This is a genomic window from Flagellimonas amphidinii (assembly GCF_013090115.1).
Classification (GTDB): domain Bacteria; phylum Bacteroidota; class Bacteroidia; order Flavobacteriales; family Flavobacteriaceae; genus Flagellimonas; species Flagellimonas amphidinii.
This window is the reverse complement of sequence record NZ_JABFNN010000045.1, coordinates 138,306-163,770: the sequence shown is the minus strand read 5'-3', so window position 1 is coordinate 163,770 and position 25,465 is coordinate 138,306. Positions and strand designations below refer to the sequence as shown.

Genomic DNA, 25,465 nt, shown 5'->3' with positions numbered 1-25,465 from the left:
ACTACTCTACCTTAAAACCCTGGTGCCATTTACTCCACGTCGACCATTCTCCAGTACGACCCTTCTGCCGTACACGTCCATAATAAATTTGACCTGATTGCAGTTGTCCCTTGTTTTTTTGGCGGCCCATAAAAGTGCCGTTAGCACTATTTACTACCGTACAACCTTCTTCAACAATCTCTTTTGAGTCATAGACCAATTCATTTCCATTGTAATCTTCTGCTAGTTGCAGTTGCCAGGCACCCAATTGACCAGAGCCCGTGTAAGATGTTTTACAAAGCATAGGATTCGTCGTACTTTCGATAGGGCCAATAGGTTCTGTCGCCACTACAAAATTGTCGTACCAACGTCCTTGGTCTTTTACCGAACCTTCATTCCAATACGATTCGATAAAAACCGCATTGATGCCATGTTGGGTATAAGTGCCCCTAAAATTGAGGCCTTGTCGGTCTATATCCAAACGGCCATCGATCCATAATTGGAAAATGCCATCGCTTTTTCCGGGGGTGTTTAGTTTGGCCCGAGCCTCAACCAACACCCAATAACCCGATTCTTCGGTAGACGTCAATGGAAAGCTACCTTGTGGTTTGTTGCCCAGCCAGATTAGATGGTCAAAATCGTTATACTTGGTGGTGACCACAGAGTCCGTCTGACCATAGATGCCACTAGCCGGATCCAGGGTCTGCAAGGGGCCCTTACCACTCCATACATGGGCAATCATGGCTTGCTGCCAATTTTGGGAAATAATACTTGTAGCCCTCGAAAGCTTTTTTGGAGAACCCTCCCAGCCCTTTTCATGCTTCACGTACATGCGCCAATACACCTCATCATAGCTTTTAGCCGGATTCTTGATGTAGCCCGAAGTAGGAAAATCGCCAAAGGCCACTTTACGATCCCCTTTACCAAATACGTCACCCTTATTAAAACCCGCATTTACAGATCCACCAAGGCCCAAAGGACCAAAATTGACCGTGGAATCTATTTTTCCGCGCTCTTCAAGATAATGCTTAACTGTAGAAAAATCATCATACCAGATAGTATTGTCCTTTTTCTGATGACTTTGTTTCTGAGCCATTTGCACATAATCAATCCGTGGCACCTCTACACTAGGTTCTTTAAAAGTTTGGGCGGTAACCGTATCTACAATCAAAAAAACAGTGGTTCCCAAGAGGATTCTATTATTGAAAAAACGGATCATTTAGATAGTGCCATTTCTTTCCCATCAAAGGCTTTAAACCAGTTTTGAGCATTTTTATAATAGATTTTATCCATCACCTCGCGAGGTAACTTTAATCCTTTGAATGATTCTTTGACCCTAAAATTTTGAAGTTCATGGTCCGTGGCAAAAAACTCCCAGTCCAACAACCAAGTCTCTTGTATCAACATTCGTAAATCAGCTTCAGAGGTTTTTCCACTATCGCCCAAATCAGAACCATACATAATGCGATCTTGGTATTTGATAAAGAATTCGCGCACCTTTTCACGGTCTTCGATGGTTTGAAAGAATATTTGTCCAATACGTGCCGCTATATCAACCGAAAGATTTGGAAAACGATCAAAACGTTCGGCCAATTCGTCAACACTCCACTCTAAACTGGCCATATGCGCCCCAATAAAAACAAGCTCAGGATTGCGCTCCAACCTGCGATCACGGGCGGCAATCTGTTCTTCATAAGGAGGTAGTTCTGGAAAATTGAACATATGGTATTTAGGATGCTCACTGTAATAAACGCTATCATTGGCCACGGTCATTTTATCCAACGGAAGCCAACAGTTCTTGGGTTCGCCCAAATGCCCAATTACCGGAATGCCCTTTTGGGTCAGGTAATTGAAGATGGTGTCGAGCTTGGGGTCGTCCACCATGATCAAGCGTCCGGTGGAGTCCCGCAATTGCATACCGATGTTCTTCCACACCTTAACGGCCACGGCCCCATTATCGATATCCTCTTGTAAGCGATCAATGGTCTTGGCCGCCCAGTGCAGACTGTCCCATTCTTTAACCGAAAAAGCTGTAGCCACCTCATACAGGGCAGGGTACTGCTCTTTTTTGGCCGCCCTTATATCATATTCCTGCTTTACCGCCTCACGCGTACGGGAACCGGCCACCACAATGTTCAATAGACGAAAGTTATGTTCTTTGGATATTTCCTCAAACAGGTTTCGAGAAGCCGTAACATGAATGTGGGTATCTATTTTGGGTATTTTGTCATAATCTTCAAGCGTGTAGAACTGTTCGGTTTTTTCACCACATGCATGCAATAGCAAAGCTACCAATACAAGTAGGCCGTAATTAAGGTTGGCAACGATACGAAATTTCATATGATGTATTTAAAACTTAAGTTGAAAATTGTTGGTATACGTTTTAAGTTTTTCCAGATAGCCCTCCAGATCTAATAATTCTTCATCATAAATCAAGAAATCGAGTCCGGGCCTACGATTGGCAAAATGCCTGGAGCGATCCATTTTATGGAAATATTTTTTATCGGCAGAGGACATTCCTTTTGGCAATCGTGTCTTTTCCCAAACGGTGGTCAGTTGGCCAAACACACGATTCCTTCGATCCAGCATTTCCTGAACCAGGGTTTCGGCATCGTGCAAGGCCGTTAAGCTGGCTTCGCGATCGGAAAAGGCGTTTTTATGTGCCCGGGTAATGGTACTTTCCAGATTTTCCATGTCTATGTACAATTGACAGGTATGGGCAATGAGTTCGGCGATGGATCGGTAAACGTCAAAATCATAGGTATTGCGATCGGCCAGCCTTTTGTTCATGTCGATGATTTGCATGGCCCTGTTGATCCGCTTTAATTCTTGTTTTGCCTTTTTTAGTTGGGGCGCATATTCGTGCTTCCAATACGGATCGTACTCAATATATTGTCCGCGCGGCAGATCGGGCAAATGGGTCTTGCCTATATCCCCATGGTGCCAAAGGTTACGCTCCAGGGAATGCGCGTAGAAATAGGCCCCCTCATTGAGCAGTAGGTACAGTTCTTTCATATCGCGTACCTCTGGGCCGTAGTAGTTGATAAAGAAGGAATTTTCAAACTCTTCGAGGCCAGGGGCATTGGCATTCCACGAATATTGGGCCGAAGCTGCAAAGCCGAACATCCACATTTGGTTGTGCAGTCCGGAATCGTCCCATGAGGTATTGATCATGCCATGGAACAGACCGGTATTCGCGGAGGCCGTCAACAGATCATAAGAGGCTTTAAGGCTTCCTTCCATTTTACGGGGCGTGTCCGTAATACGGTTTGAGCTCATCTTAAAATAGTAGGGTAGGAACAGGGGCTCCAAACCCGGATTGGGATCGTACATGAATAGTTCATAGCCCAGATCATGTGCCTGTTGGGCATACTTGAAATCGGGCGTTTCATAGTGGTATTCCTCGGTTAGCACCAGATCGGGATCGGGTTTCATGTTTTTAATGGGCGAGCGGCTCTTGGTCCAACCCATTGGGCGTTCCCAAATCATGATCTTGCGCTTCTTTTTCAGGTACTTGGCGGCCCTTTTCGCAAAAAGATGGTACAGGCCGCTATTGCCAATTTCCTTGGCCTTTTCCCTACATTCATCGCAAAGCCCCAGCTCAAAGGTCTCATCGGAACCAATATGGATGTATTTGGAGCCGGGGGTGGCCTCAATGGCCTCGTCCCATAATTTGAAGAGGAGTTCGTAGGTCTCGTCCTTTAAGGGGTTAAACTCCCAATCGGAATCGGCAACCTCCCGCAAATGCTTGAATTCCGGCCATTTTAAAATAAAGCTCACATGCCCCAAACCTTGTACAAGCGGGGTCAATTCTATATGATAATCGCGGGCATAGGCGGTAAATTCTTGCATTTCCTGCTTGGTAAAGGCTCCGGGCGCCCCGATCTGTGGGTAAGATTCATAGGCCAGTTTGTCTTCCCATTCCCAGACCAACATATTGATCTTGAACTTGGCCAGGTCACGGATCAACGCTTTTACATAGCTCGCCCGGTCCTGATGGTGCTTGGTGTCGTAGTGGATGGCACGGACCGCTACATCAGGCCAATCCTCAAGATACATACCGGGTATCTTAAAACCATCTTTGTAGGCTTTCACCAATTGCAGTAGGGTTTGTACCCCATAGAAAAGTCCATCATCATCCTGGGCCAGGATCCGCACCCCAGTTTCGGTAACCTCCAGTTCATAGCCTTGCTCCTTGCCACTGGCCAACTTTTTGACTTTAACCAATTTCAGCGGACAGTTTTGCGCTTTGTCCTTAACCAATGCATTTACTCCCCATTCCTTTTTGAAACCGTTCGCCAAATGCTCTGCCGTTCGCTGGTCTACAGCAGAGGTTTTTCCATCTAGACCTATGCTTAAGGTGTTACCTAAGATAAAATCCCCCTCACGGAGCTGTACCTTTTGTGGGTAGGGAATAACATGTAGGTCCAATGAGGCAAGTTCGGAAAGGGGCTTTTGCGCCCTGCCAATGAGACTGCCAAAAATGGCTATTAAAACAATGACCCTTTTTGATATCGATACTTTCATACTACAATTATCCAGTTTAATTTATGCTATACGGCAGGTTGTTTATATGACCTTTTTGTCCTTCAATCATTTCAGAAATCAATTTTCCTGTTGCGGGAGCCATGCTCAAGCCCAACATATTATGACCACAAGCCAAGTAAAGGTTCGAATACGCCGGAGATTTATCAATTATAGGTAGGCCGTTTGGGGTCATTGGTCGCCAACCATACCATTTTGAAACTTGCTCATTGGTATATGGTTCTTTTAGATATCTAGCGGCCACTTTTTTTAGGTTTCCTATCCGTCTTTGATTTAAAGATGTGTCATAACCAGAAAATTCCATTGTACCACCTAAGCGATAACTATCTTTCCATGGTGTTGCCACCACCTTATGCTCATCGAATATAATAGGGCATTTTGGTTTTATCTCTGGCGATTTCATGGTAATACTATAACCTTTACCTGGTATAATGGACAGACCCAGTTTTAAATCTTTTACCAGTTTGGGAGACATGCTGCCTGTTGCCACGACTACATTATTGCCATAAAATTCATTTTCTTTGACCCGCACCCCTTGCACTATATTCTTTGAAGTCAACCAGTCCTTAACCCCACAATTTTCAATTATACGCACCCCCATTTCTTTTAACTGTGCCAATAAGCTTGTGAGCAATTCACCAGGGTTTAATGAAGCATCCATAGGATAGTACCATGAACCATAGGCATAATCAGTTAAACAAGGTTCACTTTGGTAGAGCTCCTCTCCTACCATGGGTTGGGCCCCAAGGTCTATTTTGGACAGCTCTTCGTTATTCTTGGCGTAGGCCTGAAACTTTTTTTTATTATGGTAGACAAAATGAATACCGCTTGTAGACCAATTACAATGCCAATCCTCTTGGCTAAAAATAGCATTGTACAAGTTTCTACTGGATTTTAAAAGTGCGTCCCTACCATTCATACTTAAGGCTATCTGTTTTTTGGATAGCGAAACTTTTGCAAATCCGAACATCCAAGCAATAAAATCTTTATTCCATTGCGGATGAATAAAAAAGGGGGCATCTTTTTGAAAAAGCCATTTGAATGCTTTTATTAATTGCTGCGGACTGTTTAGGGGTAAAGCATGACTGGGACTGACCAAACCGCAATTGCCATAAGAACATGACTTCATCACCTTATCTTTTTCCAAAACCAAAACAGTTTTTCCTTGCAAGGCATTATAATATGCACAAAATAGGCCTATTACACCGCCGCCAACAACAACTACATCATATTTATCGCCATCCATATTTAGTATGTTAGACTTTAACATATCTGTTTCGAAATATTTCGAAACAATAATACTAAGTATTTGAAATTTATGAGTATAAAATGAAATAAAACCGGAATTGCATAAGCATCTCAACATACACAATCCCGGCAATCAACTAACTCAAACTAACTACTCAAAACTACTTTTTAATCTTAAACGGGGGATAAACCCTTATTCCCCATAAGGGGGAAAAATACCCTGTTCCGGATGCGAAAAAGGCAGGCCGGGTTTGGCATCCCACCAGAATCTTGAAGTAAATTTATCACCATTCGAGAGGCGACTTGCCGCAAGTTCCACGCTTGGATTTAAACTGTATTCCAATAAGGGATAAGTCAACCTTCTCGGAAGACCACCATCTGTATCCGACCCTGGCTGATCGCCGATCCATACCCTTGGATACCCTGTTCTTCTATGTTCTGCAAAAACCTCATAAGGATCTCTGAAGAGTGCCAAGTATTTTTGGTCAATGATCATCTCCAGTTGTTCCTCATCCGAACCGCTGAGGGTTCCATAGGGTCCAGAAAGAAAGGTATCGATCTCGGTAGCTTCTACACCGTATTGCTCCATTGACAGGGTAATTCCGTCTCGGTAATAGGTGTTCGCATCTCCTCCGGCGAGTCCGGCCAAGGCAGCTTCCGCTAAAAGTAAGTGTACCTCAGAGGCCTGGATCAGGTTAAAGTCATAGACCGCTTCCCGAAAATTGGGGTGCCATTTGGCTCGAGCCGGATATTCCGAGGCCTGTTCCGGGGTAAGGTTAATCAGCCCACCAACGAAGTCCCCATCGTCATTGGGTTCCAGGTAAATGCTAAGTCGGGGGTCATCGGTACGCTCCAGTTTCTCAACAAGGGTAAATCCCGCGGATACGGAAGAACCGGAACCGATATCCCCATTGACCACCATTTGGTACAGCGGGTTGGTATTGGTAAGGTAGGTGGCATCCTCTCCTTCGGTAATCAGTGTGGCATTGAGCTCGTTGGCATCAATTAGCGGGCTGTTCAGGGCTTTGGTAACTTGGGCCTGTGCCAGTGCATTGTCCGCATAGCGCACCCGCAAGGCAAGGCGCAAGCGAAGGGAATTCGCAAACCGTGCCCAAGAATCGGTATCCCCTTCAAAAAGGATATCCGCTGTGCCATAACTTTCCTGATCTCCTCCTGCTTGCAGATCAGCCATGGCTTCTTCCAACTCCTTGAAAAAATCCTGGTAAATGGACTCTTGGGTGTCATAGGCCGGGTATACGGTAATATCGTCAAAGGATGTTGCCACTTCCGAGTAGGGAACATCGCCATAGCTATCCGTAATACGGTGATATACCCATACCCTTAGAATGCGGGCCATGGCATTTTGATGCTTTAGGCTTGGGTCATCGGAAGTAAGGCGTATTATGGCCGCAAGATTGGCCAATTGCTCCGTGTAGTCATCAAATGGTGCCGTAATGTCAATAACAATTAATATGTTATTGGAGTCCCCTCTTTTGATAAAGGTTGAAAACTCGCCCATACGGTCGGTGTTCAGCATATCAAAAATAGCGGTCTTAAGGGCACGGGTCATGAGCAATTCCACCTTGATATCGTCATCGGTAATCAATTTGGGGTTCGTGTTTAGTTCATCAAAATGATCTGTACAAGATCCCAAGGAGATCCCGACCAAAAAAATGGTCGTCAGGAAAGCTTTTTTTGTAAAAGTTTTTAGTGTCATCATGTCTAAGCGTTAAAATTTTAATGTAAGGTTCATACCCAGACTTCGGGTTGTTGGCATAGAAAAGGATTCGTATCCTTGGGCCGCAGCGGTAGGTGAAAAAGCGGTTCCAGGGGCAATGCCCATTTCCTCGAGACGCGAATCGCGGTACAAGTAAGCGATATTACGCCCAACCAATGATATTTTCGCAGAATCAAAAGGGGTTCTATCCAAAATTGCGGAACCAAAAGTATAGCCAAGATTTATTTCGCGAAGGGTTACGTAGGAAGCGTCCATGATAAACTCTTCTGTAATGCTGCCCCAGGTCCTACCTGCCCAATAGTCCTGGCCCAGTACGTTTTCCTGAACAGATGGCGTGTAGGTGCCGTCCCCGTTATCAATGACTCCCTCAATAGTGAGATTTTCCCTGTTATTGGTCCAGACTCCGGTTCCCTTACCGTTTTGGTCGTATCGGCTCCAAGAGAACAGTTCGCCACCCATTCTTATATCCAAAAGCGCGCTTAAAGACAGCCCTTTATAGGAGAAAGTGTTGGTGATCCCCGCAAGCCAATCGGGTTGTATATTTCCCAAGATCGAAAGGTCGTCTTCACGCACATAGCGCGTTCCAGCGGCATTGACTACCAAATCGCCATCAGGGCTACGCTTGTACTTATAGCCCAGGATACTGCCATATGGCGAACCGGGTTCTGCGATGATGCTTGCTACCCCCACACTAATGAAATTGTAGCGGTCAATTCCGTCTACCAAACTCTCGATATTGGATTTGTTTTTTGAGAAGTTGATATCGGCCACCCATTTAAAGGAATCCTTAATTTGAATGGGGGTGAGGGAAAGCAGTACCTCTATTCCCTTATTTGAAACTTCCCCGGCATTAAGGTATAAGCCATCAAAGCCGGTGGATCCGGACAGGCCGATCGACAGGATTTGGTTTTCGGTACGTGAATTGTAATAGGTAAAGTCGATGCCCACCCGGTTTTTGAACAGCCGAAGATCCGCGCCCACCTCAAAAGAGGTCGTTAACTCGTTCTTTAAGTCGGTGGCGGGTACGCTGCCATTTATCTGGGCGAAACGGTTACCGTTGAATTCGTTGGGATTTACCGTATAGCCGCCTTTTGTCTGGTATGGGGCGGCATCGTTTCCTGCTTGGGCATAGGAAGCGCGCAGCTTGACAAAGCTAAATACATCGGGATTAAAGTGATAGGCGTCGGAAAGTACGTGGCTAATACTGGCCGAAGGGTACATAAACGAATAGTTGCCTTCCCCGAGGGTACTTGACCAGTCATTCCTTACCGATAGGTCAAGAAAGGTATGGTTTTTATAGCCCAATTGCCCTGTAGCATATACCGATTGGATTTCGCGACGTACCAGGTCATAGGTAGGGATTACCAGATCGGCATTTTCTACCGTATACAGGTCCGGGATGTTCATGTTCCGGGCCACGGTGGCCGATTTTTCCCAGCGTCTTTTGTATTGGCTGGCACCTAAGGAAAGCGAACCGGTAAAAGCTTCCGACAGGGATCCACTGGCCGTAAGCAGGCCGTCTACGTTGAGCTCGTTTACCTTGTAGGTATTAAAATCCAAGCGACCATTAATATAGGCGCTGCCCGGGGTGCCCTGGCTGTATTGTTGTCTTTGGGTTTCCACATACGAATCGCTACCAACCCTACCCATAATGTTTAGCCAAGGGGCCAACTTGTAATTAGCGGAAAGGTATCCAATAAAACGATTACGGCTGTCTTCACTGGTTACCTCATTGATCAACCAATAGGGATTGGTGGGGGATCCGTTACGCCAATTCCGGTAGCTGCCGTCCTCGTTACGCCCACCGTTCTGTGCCAGCCAGTCCAGGTCAATATTACGGGGTACCAAATTAAGGGCAGCGGCCACATTCCTTCCTGATGACACACCTACTATTGGCCTATTATTGGCACCGGTCTGGATGTAGTTGGCCTTTGTCTCAATGCGCAACTTGTCAGTTACATTGGCTCCTAGAACCGCAGTAAATGTTTGGCGATCGAAAGTCATATTGGGGATAACCCCATTACTTTTTAACAAAGAGGCGGAAACCCTGTAGTTCACTTTTTCCGTTCCCCCGTCAACCGCCAGGGAATTGGTGAACGTAGAGCCGGTTTGGTAAAAATCCCTGACATTGTCCGCGGGTTGGGCGGAATAGGGAACGGGACCCAGATCGCGCATGCTGTTTATAATAATCAAACGATCGTCAAATTTGCCGCCCCAGTTGTCAACACCGCCACCTTGTACCGGGTATTCAACCCCTTCATAAGTAGTGGTGGCAAATCCAAAGGTATCGCCATAGCCCGAACCATAGGAGTTTTGGAACTTGGGTATTACGTTAATGGTTTCCAAGGTGGCATTTGAATTATAGGTAATGCCCAGGCTCTGATTCTTTTTTGATTTTTTGGTCGTAATCAAGATAACACCGTTGGCGCCCCTTGTACCATAAAGGGCTGCTGCATTGGGCCCCTTTAATACCGAAATACTCTCAATATCATCGGCATTAAGGTCCTTGATGCCGTCCCCAAAATCCCTTCCGGCAAAGATGTTGGTCTGGTTTAGGTTGTCATTGCTCATGGGAATCCCATCTATTACATATAGTGGTTGGTTGTTTCCGCTTAATGAACTGCTTCCCCGGATTTGAACAAAGGTGGACCCGCCTACCCCGCCAGAACCCGAGGCTACAAAAACCCCAGCCACTTTTCCCTTTAGGGAATTGGCGACACTTACTTCACGAGCCTCGACCAAGGATTCCCCGGAAATTTCCTGGGCAGAATACCCCAAGGCCTTTTTTTCCCGCTCGATTCCCAAGGCAGTAACCACCACTTCGTCTAGCTTAGTGCTCGATTCGATCATTTCCACGTCAATTTGGCTGCGATCGCCGATGGTCACTACCTGGGTCTCAAAACCCAAATATGAAAATTCCAAAGACGTATCGTCTCCTGAAACCTTGATTTCATAGTTTCCATCAAAATCCGTCATGGTACCGGCACTGCGTCCCACAACAATAACGTTCACTCCGGACAACGGCAGGCCATCTGCTGTAACCGTTCCAGAAACAGTCCTTTCTTGCGCGTGTGAAAACGCAAAACAAAGACTGAAAAAAAGAATAAATAAATAGTTTTTCATTAATGTTTGATTTTGGTCGAAAGCAAAATATTTGCTTTAAAAATTTAACAAATCTTTCATTTTATTTTGCAATATAATAACATATAAAGTATAAACAAGTTTTTATCGTAATTTTTTAGTTAATTTATTTTCTTATTATTATTATTCACAAAATACATGCTCTTTTTTAGTGAAAATCAATAATAATATGAAACATATTATCCAAACATAATTATTATCTCGTAACAGACTCATGCCCAATAAGTCCACAATAATTTCAACTGAAGAGATATAATAAAAAAACAGATGCAAGAATTAGGTATACATGCCTAAATACGGCACAAATGGGTAGAAAAAAACCTAAAAACCACAAATTAAGGATAGCTTTTAGGTTTTAAAACTAAAGGAAATGAAACGTTTATTCCATACCTTTTATTTAAATTATTTTACTGCGACCATAGAAATCTCCACATTAACAAACATAGGCAGATTGGCAACCTCTATTGTTTCGCGGGCTGGGGCAGTATTTGGGTCAAAATATGAGGCATAGACCTCGTTGACCATACCAAATGCATTCATATCCGTAATAAAGATTGAGGCCTTTACCACATGCTCAAAAGAAAGTCCGGCTTCTTCGAGAATTGCCCTTAGGTTCTCCATAGATTGCATCGTTTCTTTTTGTAAATCTCCTTTTATCAGCTCACCAGTTTCTGGATTCATGGGGATTTGCCCTGAAATGTACAAGGTTTCCCCACTAAAAACAGCCTGATTGTAAGGTCCGATGGGAGCAGGGGCGTTAGGTGTATTTATTACTCTTTTCATATACTCAAAATTGATTCCTTTATCAATTATATTTTCACTCCTCACTAGAACGTGCCAATAAAAAGGCAGCTGCCAAAGCCAATAGAATACCACCTATTTTAAAAATACCAGGAACCATACCTAAGAAAAGTAGCGAAATTATAGCGGTCATAAGTGGAGCGCCGGCATTGGTCAAAGGCGATACCACTATGGCCTTGCCATACCTAAAGGCATATACCAAAAAAAGTGCGCCAATGGCATTTAACACCTGAATAATTGCGGTCATATACGGACCTTTAAAACCCCAATTGATCTCTTGGGAAAAATCCGTCATCCCCAGAGCGACAGGTATAAGGATCAGACCGGTCACTGTCATGTAAAAGAAAATGCTTTCCGCTCCCATGCTGTTGTTGGCCAACTTCATAAAATAGGCCTGCACGCCCCACGCCAGCAAAACCAAAAGGGCTAAAATAAACCATAAGGACCCATGCCCCGAATTGTTACCGGCCAATTCATCACCTCCATATTCAAAAAGAGGCAAGGAGATTAATGCCAAAACAATGCCCAAACCGCCCCATAGCCCAGTACGCTCTTTAAGCATGACAATTGAAAGTGCTATGGTCACGATGGGGGAAAGGGATATGATAGGAAATATCAAATATGTAGGACCTATGGTCACGGCATAAAAAAGAATCATTTGCCCGCCCGCACCTAGAAGACCAATGATCATTCCGTAGTATATCGATCTGGAATCCGTTTCGATTTTCCAACCAGATCGCTGCAATACAAATAGTGCTGGAATAATCATGGTTATCGCCCATACGCAATAAATTAAGGTATCCGGAAATCCATTTTCCGCGGGAAGACCTGTAAAAGCACCCCATACACCCCAAAATAACATTGCCGTAACGGCATACATCAACCATAGTTTTTTTTTACTGCCCATAGCTTTTTAGTTTAACCAGCGTTCTATATTTTCAGACACAAATGCATCATCATTCAAATCAGGATATGCGGCATACACCCGATCTATTTCCTCTTTTTGTCCCGGACTCAATTTTTCATTGGGATTTAGCGTATAGTTGGCCTCTAAGAAACCTTGACGAATCAACACCTCATGAATACCGGCAATAGAGCCCTTAAATTTGTTTTTCGCATCAAAAAATGCGGCATTTGCATCCGTAATTTGGATGCCTTTTGTCAACAGTGCGGTGATATTGGGTTCCTTTTTTGTTTTTATCTCATTAAAAATAGCCACCGCCTTCTTCGTCCAAACGGCCCAATGCCCTAATAGGCCGCCAACAATTTCCTTTTTGACAATTGTGCCACCGCACGGAATTTCATAGGTAGTGAGCAAGTCGGGCACAATATTGTCATCATTACCTGTATAAAGAGCTACCTCTTTTGATCTGCCTGATGCCACTACCCCGTGAACCACATCCAAGGTCTTGTACCGATCAAAAGGGGCCATTTTTATGGCCACCACGTTTTCGATACTCGCAAATTCACGCCAAAAATCTACCCCAAGCGGCATACCTCCAACCGAGGGCTGTAAATAAAAACCTATGACCGGAATAATTTGGGCTATTTCATGGCAATGGGTCACTAAGACCTTTGTGTCTTTTTCTGCTAGTCCGGCCAGGCAAAGCAATACGGCATCGTAGCCCAAATCGGCAGCCATAGTGGCCTCGGCCCTGGCTTGCTTAGTATTGCCCATGACACCGGCTACCATAAGCACTTCTTTACTGGTTTTTTGAACAAAAGCCTTTTCCTCTTCCTTTCCCAACTCAAAAATAGCCTTTTGGAGTCCGGCTTCGCGAATTTCAAATTGACTTGTATGTACGCCTATTGCCAGGCCGCCCACTCCACTTTCAAGATAATAACGCGACAAGGCCCGTTGTCTTTTTTCATCCAACAGTAATTTTTTGGTCAATGCAGTTGGGTGAGCAGGTATTACCATGCCTTCCTGTAGTTTTTTTCTTTTATCAGGTGTTAAATATATGCCCATATCCTAGATTTAATATTTACCATCGCGCACCTCAAAATGGGTCGCCTTACCCAACAGGGGTTTGTTTTCAGAAATCCATTTTGCCGTCCAAGACAGCACCTTGTCAATTCCGATGCTTGGCAAACCAAACAATTCTTGACTCTTGGTGGTGTTGCTGAGCAAGGCGGAATCTAAAGCTTTCCCGGAATACAAGACATCTATCCCCATCAAATCAGCCAGCCTTTTGGCCAAGGCGGCAACCGATAAGGTCTCCGGGCCACTGATGTTCAAATAACCTACGGGCGACTCGCAGTAGGCCAGTGCCTGCAAAATTTGATCATTGGCATCGCCTTGCCATATTAGGTTTACATACCCCATGGTAACATCCACAGGAAGTTTGTTATATACTTTTGTGGCAATATCTACCAATACGCCATAACGCATTTCCACTGCATAGTTGAGCCGTATCAGAACAGTTCGTGTCCCATAGGTTCTGCTTCCGTATTCAAAAAGCCGTTCGCGGCCCAAACAGGACTGGGCATATTCGCCAACAGGTTCGGCCTTGTCCATTTCCCTTGACCCCCCAGAGGTATGGCTTACCAATGGGTACACACAGCCCGTGGAAAGTGCCACAATTCGTGAAGCCCTAAAACGATCGGCAACAAGGCCCGGCAGATAGGCATTCATGGCCCATGTGATAGCTTGGTTACCCTCGGTTCCAAATTTCATTCCTGCCAGATAAATAATGTTTTTGGCATTGGGCAGGGCGTTCAAAAAGGTCCTATCCAATAAATCGCCCTTGATAACCACAACCCCTATTTGCTCGAGATAGCTTATTGCACTTGGATTGCTAAAACGCGATACCCCGTACACTTTGCGGTGGACCCCGGAGGCTTCAACGGCCCTTTTGGCCATTCGCGCCATAGAAAGGCCCATTTTACCGGCTACGCCCAACAGCATGATATCGCCCTTGAGCTTACCAAAAAAGGCGATCAAGGCTTCGCTTGGTTGGGACAATGCTTCTTCTAGCTGTGCTTCATTCTCAAAATGGGAAACGGCATCCAACATCATTCTTGTATATTATGTGCTTTGATTATTGCTTTATACAGTGCTACGGATTCAAGAATCTTGTCGATGGCACAGTACTCATCGGTTTTATGCGCCATTTGCGCCTCGCCCGGGCCTAAAATTACCGTGGGCACATTGCCCAACCAGGGTGTAATTACCGAAGCATCGGTCAAATATGGGGCCGCAGCTTCCCCTTTGTGGGCACCGTTGCAAAGCCGCACTACCCGTTTTATAAATGGATCCTGTGCATTGCTGGTTACCGGATCCAAATCGACCAGTTTTTCCAACTCCACCTCCTTCCCCAAAACGGATTGCAAATAGGTCAAGGCCTTATGGTTGGGCAACTTGGGGGTTGTACGGACATCAATGGTGAATTGGGCATAATCCGGCACCGAGTTCAAATTTTGACCTCCTTGAAACTTTCCAACATTTATGGTGGGGTGCCCCAGCAACCCATCCTCGGCCACTGCAAATTCCAGCCCGTCCAATTTCAATACGGCTTTTGCCGCCTTATATATGGCATTATCGCCCAAATGTGGTGTAGAGGAATGGGCCGTTTTGCCATGGGTTGTTGCCTTAAGGTACAACCCGCCCTTGTGGCCCAAAAGAGGCTGGTTGGATGTTGGCTCTCCCACAACCAATGCACTGGCACCGCCTATATGGTAACCTGAATCACGCAGGGCCTTTGCCCCTAGGCAGCCCAATTCTTCATTAGCGGTAATCAAAAGTTTAATACCACCCTTTGGCAACATGTCTTCAGCACAGGAGGTTGCCGCACAAACCATGGCAGCTACCGCTGCCTTCATGTCAGAAGCTCCCCGGCCATAGAGTTTACCATTGTGTATTGAGCCACCGAAAGGGTTAACTGACCATTTGGCATCACCTAATGGAACCACATCAAAATGCCCAGTAAACACAAGGGGAGGTACATCGCCCAAGCCTTTTGAAGCCACTAGGTTCAACCGGCCCTTGGCAAATTCAGGATAGTCAACTTCAAAACCGTTCGCCTCAAGAATGCCACCCAGAAATAAGGCTGCCTGACCTTCGTTCCCCTTGGGTACTCTTGTGTCGAATTGTATTAATTTTTGACTTAGTTCAATAACATCCATCTGCTAATCTTTGGCGAACGAAACCCAATGGGTTTTAAAAATTGAATCCTGCGATTAAATACAAAGCAAATATAAATTATTTTATTTTTTTTCGAAAGATTAAATATACAAAATTACATATGAAACTTTTACAACCTTATTATTTGATTATATTTGTGACCACACATAACTTTTGAGTTCGTCGTGAATAGTTTTTTACCGTTTCGCCAAAAAAAATCAATTTTCCGAACCTTGGGCCCCGGTATCGTAACCGCCGCCCTTGTGTTTGGCCCGGGAAGCCTTACCATAAGTACCAAATTAGGTGCTTCCTACGGATTTTCATTGTTATGGGTGATTTTATTTGCCACGTTATTTATGTTGGTCTTCACGGCAATGGCCACCCGCATTGGACTGCATCAAAAAAGCTCGCTCATTCAGCATATTAAATTGGAAATACATCCTTTTTTGGCGCTCTTGTGCGGGGTGTGTATTTTTTTGATCACGGCTTCCTTTCAGGCGGGGAACACCATTGGCGCAAGCGTTTCGTTTGCCGAACTTTCGGGGTTGTCTCTTTGGTTCTGGATATCCTTTTTTTCGGCCGTGAGCATTATACTGTTATTTTTTAAGCAATTTTATAAAATATTGGAACGGCTGATGATTGCCCTTGTCACGATCATGTTGCTGTGTTTTTTTTGCACCCTAGTAGCGGCCGCTCCCAACCTCTTATCTATTATAAAAGGGTTTTTACCGTCCATACCTTCGGGATCGGATTACTTGATCATTACACTTACGGCATCGAGTTTCTCAATTGTTGGGGCCTTTTACCAGTCGTATTTGGTTCGCGAGAAGAATTGGAAAAAAACGTCAAAGTCAATTCCGTTGGCCGAAGGTAGAACCGGAATAATTACCCTTGGACTCCTTTCCTCTTTGGTCATGTGCTGTGCCTCGGCTGTCTTGCACCAAAACCAAATAGTGGTCAACAGCCCATCGGACCTGGGCAAGGCCTTGGAACCCTTATTTGGGTCTTGGGCCGCTACGATGTTTATGGTGGGGCTTTTTGCGGCCTCATTCTCTTCGATGATCGGAAATGCGACCATAGGTGGCGTTATTTTATCGGATACTTTTTTTGGACGCAGTAAACTGAGTGAATGGCGGGTTAGGAGCTTCATTATTTTGGTTATCCTTATTGGGGCCGCCATTGCCCTGATTTTTGGAAAACTGCCGTTGCAGCTTATTATATTTGCCCAAGGGGTCACTATTCTTGTGGTGCCCTTGATCGCTGCGGTCATCATTATTTTTTCGGGCACCCGTCTAATAGACAAAACCCTAAGAAATTCATTGTATACCACCATTTTTGGACTGTTGGGCCTTTTGCTGCTCTGTGCAATGTCCATCTATAGTATTAACTACCTCTTTTTTGGCTAAACCCTATGAGATCAATAAAAAAACAAATTCCAAACCATCAAGGGATTCTTTTAGTTCTTTTTATGCTCCTGATCAGTAGCTGCAAACAAGGGGCTGTCCTTGAATTTTCGGTTACCGAACCCGTAGGGATAAGCCGCGAACTTGAGTATATTGAATTGGAATGGCGCATGCCCAAGCTTGAGAATAAAAACTTTGTTATCGATAACGGTAAAGGCCGCGTGCCAGGGCAAATAGTTGGTATTGATTCTACAGGGAAAGACTTTACTATCAAAGCCATTTTTCCCATTCAAATTGAAGCCAACACAACCGATTCCTATACGCTTTATCAGGGCAACGCCACATTTGCAGATCGTATGGTTACCGTGGACCATGGCAATGGATTGAGTATTGAAAATAAATACTTTTTAGCCGATTTTACAGCGAACAAACCCAATGAGGGGGCCCCTTTATATGGTGGGCAGTTAAAAACGCTGCACCCAAAAGACCAAAATGACCTTCTTTTTAAAAGAAAGAACATCAATATGCATTGGGCACCCAATTTTCAGGCCAAAGGACGCCCGTATCGAACCCTAGGACACCTAAATAACCACAATGCCAGAGAAAAAGTCGGCCCACTAATGGTGACTATTGAAAAATCCGGTTCAGTGCAAGACTACCCTGAAATTGTACTAAAAGCCAAGTACACCTTTTTCGCAGGCCTTCCTTTTTTCAGATTTACCTCTGAAATGACCATGAAAGACGAAATAGAACTCTTTTTGCTGCGAAATGATGAAATGACCCTCGACAGCCTATTTACCCATATCCATTTTCCAAAGGGGGATACCATTGAAAAATTGCCCCTTTACAAAAAAAATACTTTTCATGATTTGAAAGAAACACCAATTGCCGCAAATGCACCTTGGCTAGCTTTTAGTAACCATGTTAAAAAATACCATCTTGGCTGTATACGTCTGGTTTATGATAATCATTCCCTTAGCGGCAACGATTCGCCACTTTTTGAACCCCATACTAAAATTACCGCCGTGGGTGATGGTGGTCGCTACTGGAACCGCAGACTTATTAATGAAGAAAATACGAAGCTACCGGCTGGCAGCAGGTATTATGAAGACAACCTTTACTTTGTGGCAGGGCATACCGATTCCCTCACCACTTACATCACCAAACTTAAAACACGTATGCAACATCCTGTAACCATAACTATTAAGAAGCAATGATAGCGCATAAAAAAAGGTATTCACCAATATTCATAACCATGGTCGGCATAGGGCGAACATGCTCCCGAAACATGCTTTTATGCATGTTGTTCTTTGGAGCAATGGCTTGCAAAAATGATCAAAAACCTACCAATAGCGACTATAGTGAACAAAAACAAGATATTGTTCAAGGAGCAAAGCTGTTTGAACAACAATGTACCGCCTGTCATGGCTTTGAACAAGATGGGATAGGACCCAATTTGGCAGGCATAACCCAAGTGGTCAACAAAAATTGGATCAAACGCTTCTTAAAATCACCCAAAGACGTATTAAATGGTGATGATGATCGGGGAAAAATGCTAAAGGCGAAATATGTAACGATGATGCCCAGTTTTGGGCATTTACATGAAAAAGAGGTCGAAGCGCTATTGGCTTTTTTAAATACGCACGAAAAAAAACCGGACGAACAGGAGGACAACGGAAGAAACATCATTAGAAACCCTATAGAAGCCCGGATAGCCTTATCAAACCTCAGCCTAAACCTAAACTATGTGGGCCAAATACCGGCCTCGCATGACACGCTGCCCTATACGCGCATCAATACCCTGCGCGCTGGGCCATTGGGCGAATTTCTCTATATAAACGACCTTAGAGGAATCTTATGGAAAATGGGAAACGGGACACCTTCGGTTTACCTCAATATGGCCTCCTATTTTCCAAATTTTGTTTCAAGAACGGGTCTGGCAACTGGTTTTGGCAGCTTTGCCTTTCACCCCGACTTTGAGGAAAATGGACTTTTTTATACCTCGCATACAGAAAAGCCAAAATCGGCCATAGCTGATTTTCCACTTCCCCAAAAGGCAAAAGCCAAACTACAATGGGTGGTAACCGAATGGAAATGCAGCAATAAAAACACATTGACCTTTAAAGGCAGTATGCGCGAAATTGTACGTATTGAAGTAAAGGCAGATTCACATGGTATGCAGGAAATAGTTTTTAATCCCCATAGCATGCCTGGCGATGCAGATTACGGCAAACTGTACATAGGGTTGGGAGATGGCGGCTCAGTACAGGTGGGGCACCCCTATATCGCCACCCATAATGGCAGTGCACCCTGGGGAGGCATTCTAAGGATTGATCCCTTGGGCAGAAATTCAAAAAATGGCAACTACAGTATTCCGAAAGACAATCCGTTTGTAGGCCGCCTCGGTTTTTTAGGAGAACTATGGGCATATGGTTTTCGTAACCCAAATAGAATTAGTTGGTACGACAAAAACCGCATATTAGCTTCAGACATTGGTCAGGCCAATATTGAGGAGCTCAATCTTGTTGAACCGGGTGCTTACCATGGATGGCCGTTTAGGGAAGGTACTTTTTTATTTGATCCCAAAGGAAATTTCAACCACATTTATTCGGTTCCCGAAGAGCAAAAGACGGACACCATAGTGGATCCCATTCTACAATACGACCACGACGAGGGTGCGGCGATCAGCGGAGGCTTTTTAATCAAAGACCTTGAAACCGAAAAAAAATACCTTTTTGGCGATATCCCTACTGGAAGAATTTTCTTGGGGAATTTAAAAACAGGCCGTATTGAAGAGCTGCAACTTAAAATAAACAATACACCCACAACCCTTATTGAAGCCACCAAAAGCAACCGGGCCGATCTTAAATATGGTTTGGGAAAACTGGGTGAAATTTATGTTTTCACCAAAGCAGATGGTAAGGTGTACCGAGTACAAGGTATCCAATAGCTGACCGGATCAGCATAATTCACCTCAAAATTTAAAAGAATGTATACAGCCATATTTACAATCCGATTTTCTCGCACACGGTCACGCGCTGCTTTGGCAGTTTTGTGTTCATTGCTATTTACCCAATTAACTGCTTGGGCCCAAGATGACATTTTGCTAAAAAAATACAAGCCAAAATCCATTTACAATATTCCTAAACACCATGTGTCAAAGGCCAAATATCCGGTCATTGATATGCATTCGCATGCCTATGCCAAAACAGAGGATGAAATAGCGCAATGGGTGGAACGAATGGATTCCTTAGGCATTCAAAAAACAATAATTTTAAGTTACCAGACAGGTAAGGCGTTTGACAGTATTTATAACCTTTATTCAAAGTACAACGGGCGTTTTGATGTTTGGTGCGGTTTTGACTACACAGGCTATAACGAAACTGGATGGTCACAAAAAGCCATCAAAGAACTGGAACGCTGTTATGCAGTAGGGGCTCGCGGAATAGGCGAACTAGGTGACAAAGGAATAGGACTCATGTATTCAAGGCCCACCAAAGCACCAGGATTGCACATCAACGATCCAAGAATACAGCCTTTGTTAAAACGTTGCGGTGAACTGGGCATGCCAGTTAATGTGCACGTTGCAGAACCTATATGGATGTACCAGCCCATAGATACCCGTAATGATGGTCTTATGAATGCTAAATATTGGCGAATTGACAAGGACAGACCTAATATTTTGTCGCATGACCAATTGGTTGAAACACTTAAAGAAGCGGTGGCAAACAATCCGAACACCATATTTATCGCCTGTCATTATGCCAACTGTAGCTACGATCTAAATATTCTTGGAGACCTTTTTGACAACTACGACAATCTCTATGCCGACATATCTGCCCGTTTTGCAGAAATAGGGCCAATACCGAGAGCCGCTTCCAAATTTTATAAAAAATACCAAGACCGGTTATTATATGGGACTGATTTAGGCAACAAATCTTTTATGTATAAAACCACTTTTAGGATTTTGGAAACGGCCGATGAACATTTTTACGAACACCGACTTTTTAATTATCAGTGGGCCCTTAACGGCTTGAATCTTGAAGATCATGTATTAAAAAAAATATATGCTGATAATGCTAAAAAGATATTGGATCACCAATGAACAGAATCGTACTTATTTTAGCCATATATGTCCTTGGTTGCCAACCCCAAAAAGAAGAAACTCCTTTAAGTATAAGGTCGGGCGAATTGACCTTTGAGGTCAATGCACAAATGCATACCAAAATTTCGAACGGCGCAAAAGGAGCAAAACCATTAATGCTTGATTATCAACCCTCTGAAACCCTTGAACTTGACGATGGAACAATTTATGGATTTCAGGTAATCAAGGTTCAAGAGGACTCTATTATGGGGCCATTATCTGGCAAAATCTGGACTATCCATGGGCAGCACAGGTCCAAAAAAGGCAGTATTGATAAAAAACTACAGCTACGTACTTACAAGGGTTACAGCAATTTAATTACCACAAGGGTGACCTATACCAATAGATCGGATAGGTCGGTGGTAGTCGAGAATTATGCCAATAACACTTATGAAATAGTCGGGCAAAACGACAGTCCACCGTTCTGGGCCTTTCAGGGTAGCTCGTCGTCAAAACGCGATGATTGGATCAAACCACTAAGGGCGGGCTATTACCAAAAAAACTATATGGGCATGAACGATACCGATTATGGCGGTGGCGTTCCGGTCACCTCCATATGGCGAAAAGACATCAATATTGCCATAGGACATGTTGCGACCGAACCCCAACGCGTAAGCCTACCCACTTTGGTCGAATCAAAACCTATAAAAGCAAAAATTGGGGTGCTGAAAACCTTTGACACACGTACCCTACTTAAACCCAATGATAGCCTACAAACGTTGGAAACCTTTGTTTCGATGGACAAGGGGGACTATTTTAACAATCTTAGAAAGTATTCAAATCTCATGCAGGCCAAGGGTATTAAAATGGCCAAACCCGAGCCTGCTGCCTTTGAGCCAATTTGGTGTGCATGGGGCTACGGAAAAAATTTCAGCACAAATGAACTATTAGCCACCTTGCCCAAAGTAAAGGAACTTGGCATTAAATGGGCCGTTCTGGACGATGGTTTTCAAACTGCTGAAGGCGATTGGAGGCCAAATCCTGAAAAATTTCCAAAGGGAGGCAAAGAGATTAAATCAATAGTTGATAAAATACACGGTTACGGACTCAAAGCTAAAATTTGGTGGACCCCGCTTGCGGCCGATCCCGATAGTAAAATATTGAAAGAACTGCCAGAAACCAAGATCATCCAAAAAAATGGCGCACCCCAATATATCAATTGGTGGGATGCCCATTACCTTTCTCCAACCAAAACCGGCACCATTGCCCATACCCAAGAAACGGTAAAAATGTTTATGGACGAATGGGGTTTTGATGGCCTAAAAATGGATGGACAGCATTTAAATGCGGTTGCTCCTGATCATAGTCTAAAAAGACCTGAAGATTCTTTTGAGGGACTTCCACAATATTTTCAAATGTTATACGACCTCGCCCATAAAATTAAACCCTATGCCGTTGTTGAAAACTGTCCGTGTGGCACCTGCATGTCGTTTTTCAATATGGCATCAATGAACCAGGCCGTGGCTTCTGACCCCTTGAACAGTTGGCAGATCCGCCATAAAGGAAAAACCTACCATGCCCTGGTGCCACAGGTCGCATATTATGGTGACCATGTGGAACTTAGTGACAATGGTGACGATTTTGCAAGTTCGTTCGGTGTTGGGGCCGTTTTGGGCACTAAATTTGTTTGGCCAAAAAATGATAGGATAGCCAACTCTAAAAGCCTACTCACTTCTGAAAAGGAAGTTGTGTGGAAAAAGTGGTTCTCGCTCTACAACCAATTAATGCTCTCTAAAGGAACGTATTTGGGCGATTTATACGATATAGGATACCATAAACCGGAATCGCACGCCATTAGAAAAGACGGAAAGATGTATTATGCCTTTTATGCCAAGGAATGGACGGGACCAGTTCCATTAAGGGGATTGAACCCGGATTTAATATATACCGTAAAAGATTATTTTAACCAAAAGGATCTGGGCGAAATCAAAGGGGATAATTTTGTTGTATCTTTAGATTTTAAAGAGTTCTTTTTACTTGAAGTGGCTGAAAAGTAGTCTGCAAAAAACAAGGGAAACAAAAAGCCATTTAGACCATAAAATAGATGCCCACAACTATCATCTTGGCACTACTAAAATCATACACAAATACCGGAATAATTTTATGGAGCCTTGTGTGTCGGTCAATAAATAACCACCCCTTTTACCACTCTTGATATGGCTCCGCTGGCCGAAGGAGCATCGGGTTGTAAGCCGAGTTCCAATGATTTATAAAAACCTATAAGCTGTCCTAAAAGCACAGTAACTACACTTAAATAGGCCTCATCGATTGGTGCAGCATTGTCGACCTTATTGTCAAGTACAATAAGATCATCCAATGTTTTAATATCCAATTCCTTTGCACAAACACCTATTTGTGCTAGAGGTCTTTTGCCATTTTGCATGCTATCCAGCAAATCTCGTTCATAACGAAGCACTTCTTCCTTGTTCGAAAAGAAGTAAACCAACAAAGTGTGCTCATCCACTACGGCCTTGGGGCCGTGCCTAAAGCCCAAATATGAATCATTCTTGCAAACAATGGCACCATCTGTTAGCTCTTGCAGTTTTAGGTGTGCTTCCATCGCAGTGCCAAATTGAGGCCCTGAACCTAAAAATACCGCACGTTTATAGGGTAGTTCGGCAATTTTCTTGATAAGTGTGGTTTTTTGGGATAAAAGAACATTGCCATATTTCGCCACCCTATTAATGGTGGACTCCATTTCTAAAATGGCACCATAATTTCCTAAAAGCAATGCCGATAGCAGCATGCCCGAATAACTACCCGTCATCGCGAGACTCTTATCATTTGCTTCCGGCGGCAGCAAAAACACCATTCTTTTGCCTTTTGTATTGTAATTGGCCAAACTACCATCGGCATTACAGGTGATAATAAGATGGATACAGTTTTCACAATGTTGGTCCGCTAATTTTACGGCGGCGACACTCTCTGGACTGTTTCCAGATCTTGCAAATGAAAATAATATGGTAGGTACATCCGCTTCAAAATAATCTTGTGGATGGGAAACCAAATGGGTGGTAGGTACTGACACCGTAGTAATGCCCGTATGACGTTGCACAAAGCCCTCGATCGACAGGCCTATGTAGGCACTTGTGCCTGCACCTGTCAAAATTATTTTTTTGGTCGTAACTAGGGTTTCGTTGAGAAAATTGCCCATAGGCTTTCTTTGATCCACCAAGCTCTGGTACACCTTAAGCCATAATTCAGGTTGACCACAAATCTCTTTTGCCGTATCTATTCCTCCTAATCTAACCAAGTCGGCCTCCTTTATCTTCAGATAATCCATCATACTGTTTTAGCTCAATAAAATTACTTTCGTAACATTTCTTAATCAAAGATAAAACTTATTTTTTATTTCGTATTGTGTTTCGTTTAAAAATATTTAAACACTTTGGGTGTTTAAAAAGATATATGTTGTTATATTGCCATTCTAATCGGCAAGGAAATGAAAAATAAAAGGCTTACGGTTGAACGCAGAAAAAAAATACTTAATCAACTTGAGAAAAACGGTCAAGTGTTTGTCCATGAACTGAGCGAACAATTTAATGTAAGTGAAGTTACCATCAGAAACGACCTTGAGCTTTTCGAATCAAAAAAATTATTGATTCGGTCAAGAGGAGGTGCCATCTTGGTTGAAAATACCGTTGGGGCGGATTACCACCTTTCGGATAAAGACAAAATGCACTACACCGAAAAAATGAAGATCGGCAAAGAGGCCGCGACGCTTATAAGTAATGGTGAAACCATAATTTTGGACTCGGGCACCACAACTATGGAAATAGCCAAAAATATCGCTGCGGAAAATACCCTAAATGTAATAACCAATGCCTTTAATATTGCCGATCAATTAATTAAAAACCCAAATATCAGCATTATAGTGCCTGGTGGCATCATGCGAAAAAACTCCCATTCCCTAGTTGGCCCGCTTGCTGAAAAAAGTATCCGTAATTTTTACGTGGACAAATTGTTTTTAGGGGTAGATGGCTTTGATTGCAAAGAAGGCGCCTTTACTCCAAACATAGAGGAAGCACACTTAAACAAGATTATGATCGATATTTCTAAAGAGGTTATTCTGGTGGCAGATTCGAGCAAGTTTAAACGCAGAAGTTTGGCTTTTATATGCCCCCCCAGTAAAATTGATATGGTCATAACCGATTCAGGAATTAGCGAAGAGGATAAAAATGCGCTTGCCGACCAGAACATTAAGGTAATAACCGCCTAAATAAGTATTACCAAACAGCTTTAAAAACAAGAAGAATTAGGAGTTTTAACCCAGGGGCTCTCACCTCGGGCTGTACATTTAAGACCTACATCTGAATACATTTGAAAAAACACCAAAGTGTAAT

General features: G+C 43.7%; 18 protein-coding genes. 6 read left to right on the top strand and 12 right to left on the bottom strand.

Features of this window, described 5'->3' with window-relative positions:
- Position 1: 1 nt before the first annotated feature.
- The 11 genes from HJC33_RS17170 to HJC33_RS17120 form a co-directional block, all read right to left on the bottom strand.
- Entirely contained in the window at positions 2 to 1,198 is a 1,197-nt protein-coding gene (locus HJC33_RS17170; protein ID WP_171660072.1) for a hypothetical protein, read from the bottom strand.
- On the bottom strand, positions 1,195 to 2,319 hold the full coding sequence (locus tag HJC33_RS17165; RefSeq protein ID WP_171660071.1) for an amidohydrolase family protein: 1,125 nt from the start codon (positions 2,317 to 2,319) through the stop codon (positions 1,195 to 1,197). Before HJC33_RS17165 ends, HJC33_RS17170 begins: the two co-directional genes overlap by 4 nt.
- A gap of 9 nt (positions 2,320 to 2,328) precedes the next feature.
- Positions 2,329 to 4,506, bottom strand: a complete 2,178-nt coding sequence (locus HJC33_RS17160) for a beta-N-acetylhexosaminidase (protein WP_171660070.1) — start codon at positions 4,504 to 4,506, stop codon at positions 2,329 to 2,331.
- Positions 4,507 to 4,522: 16 nt separating this feature from the next.
- A complete protein-coding gene (locus tag HJC33_RS17155; RefSeq protein WP_171660069.1) occupies positions 4,523 to 5,770 on the bottom strand; it encodes an NAD(P)/FAD-dependent oxidoreductase in 1,248 nt (415 codons plus the stop codon).
- Between the two features lie 195 nt (positions 5,771 to 5,965).
- Entirely contained in the window at positions 5,966 to 7,492 is a 1,527-nt protein-coding gene (locus tag HJC33_RS17150) for a SusD/RagB family nutrient-binding outer membrane lipoprotein (RefSeq protein ID WP_171660068.1), read from the bottom strand.
- 9 nt (positions 7,493 to 7,501) lie between these two features.
- The gene (locus tag HJC33_RS17145; protein WP_171660067.1) at positions 7,502 to 10,633 is read right to left on the bottom strand and encodes a SusC/RagA family TonB-linked outer membrane protein; all 3,132 of its coding nucleotides are present in this window, start codon (positions 10,631 to 10,633) and stop codon (positions 7,502 to 7,504) included.
- A gap of 420 nt (positions 10,634 to 11,053) precedes the next feature.
- Positions 11,054 to 11,434, bottom strand: coding sequence for a RidA family protein (locus HJC33_RS17140; protein ID WP_171660066.1), 381 nt, complete (start codon positions 11,432 to 11,434; stop codon positions 11,054 to 11,056).
- Positions 11,435 to 11,468: 34 nt separating this feature from the next.
- Positions 11,469 to 12,359 carry an EamA family transporter gene (locus HJC33_RS17135; protein ID WP_171660065.1) on the bottom strand — a complete coding sequence of 297 codons (891 nt, stop codon included), beginning with the start codon at positions 12,357 to 12,359 and terminating at the stop codon, positions 11,469 to 11,471.
- Between the two features lie 6 nt (positions 12,360 to 12,365).
- Positions 12,366 to 13,421 carry a dihydrodipicolinate synthase family protein gene (locus tag HJC33_RS17130; protein ID WP_171660064.1) on the bottom strand — a complete coding sequence of 352 codons (1,056 nt, stop codon included), beginning with the start codon at positions 13,419 to 13,421 and terminating at the stop codon, positions 12,366 to 12,368.
- A gap of 9 nt (positions 13,422 to 13,430) precedes the next feature.
- On the bottom strand, positions 13,431 to 14,471 hold the full coding sequence (locus HJC33_RS17125) for an NAD-dependent epimerase/dehydratase family protein (protein ID WP_216366730.1): 1,041 nt from the start codon (positions 14,469 to 14,471) through the stop codon (positions 13,431 to 13,433).
- Positions 14,468 to 15,577, bottom strand: coding sequence for a M20 family metallopeptidase (locus HJC33_RS17120; protein ID WP_171660063.1), 1,110 nt, complete (start codon positions 15,575 to 15,577; stop codon positions 14,468 to 14,470). Before HJC33_RS17120 ends, HJC33_RS17125 begins: the two co-directional genes overlap by 4 nt.
- Before the next feature lie 231 nt (positions 15,578 to 15,808).
- On the opposite strand from HJC33_RS17120, the gene HJC33_RS17115 reads away from it, so the two are divergent.
- From HJC33_RS17115 to HJC33_RS17095, 5 genes are all read left to right on the top strand, one after another.
- Positions 15,809 to 16,981 (top strand): Nramp family divalent metal transporter, encoded by a 1,173-nt coding sequence (locus tag HJC33_RS17115; RefSeq protein WP_216366729.1) that lies wholly within the window; start codon positions 15,809 to 15,811, stop codon positions 16,979 to 16,981.
- 5 nt (positions 16,982 to 16,986) lie between these two features.
- Entirely contained in the window at positions 16,987 to 18,195 is a 1,209-nt protein-coding gene (locus HJC33_RS17110; RefSeq protein WP_171660061.1) for a hypothetical protein, read from the top strand.
- An 83-nt stretch (positions 18,196 to 18,278) separates the two neighbouring features.
- The gene (locus HJC33_RS17105) at positions 18,279 to 19,928 is read left to right on the top strand and encodes a PQQ-dependent sugar dehydrogenase (RefSeq protein WP_171660060.1); all 1,650 of its coding nucleotides are present in this window, start codon (positions 18,279 to 18,281) and stop codon (positions 19,926 to 19,928) included.
- Between the two features lie 39 nt (positions 19,929 to 19,967).
- Positions 19,968 to 21,083, top strand: coding sequence for an amidohydrolase family protein (locus HJC33_RS17100; RefSeq protein ID WP_171660059.1), 1,116 nt, complete (start codon positions 19,968 to 19,970; stop codon positions 21,081 to 21,083).
- Positions 21,080 to 23,119 carry a glycoside hydrolase family 36 protein gene (locus HJC33_RS17095; RefSeq protein ID WP_171660058.1) on the top strand — a complete coding sequence of 680 codons (2,040 nt, stop codon included), beginning with the start codon at positions 21,080 to 21,082 and terminating at the stop codon, positions 23,117 to 23,119. Before HJC33_RS17100 ends, HJC33_RS17095 begins: the two co-directional genes overlap by 4 nt.
- 125 nt (positions 23,120 to 23,244) lie before the next feature.
- On the opposite strand, the gene HJC33_RS17090 is transcribed toward HJC33_RS17095, so the two are convergent.
- The gene (locus tag HJC33_RS17090; RefSeq protein ID WP_246245594.1) at positions 23,245 to 24,408 is read right to left on the bottom strand and encodes an SIS domain-containing protein; all 1,164 of its coding nucleotides are present in this window, start codon (positions 24,406 to 24,408) and stop codon (positions 23,245 to 23,247) included.
- Positions 24,409 to 24,564: 156 nt separating this feature from the next.
- Here HJC33_RS17090 and agaR point away from each other — a divergent pair, with 156 nt between their 5' ends.
- Positions 24,565 to 25,341 carry a transcriptional repressor AgaR gene (gene agaR, locus HJC33_RS17085; protein ID WP_171660057.1) on the top strand — a complete coding sequence of 259 codons (777 nt, stop codon included), beginning with the start codon at positions 24,565 to 24,567 and terminating at the stop codon, positions 25,339 to 25,341.
- The last annotated feature ends 124 nt before the right edge of the window (positions 25,342 to 25,465 follow it).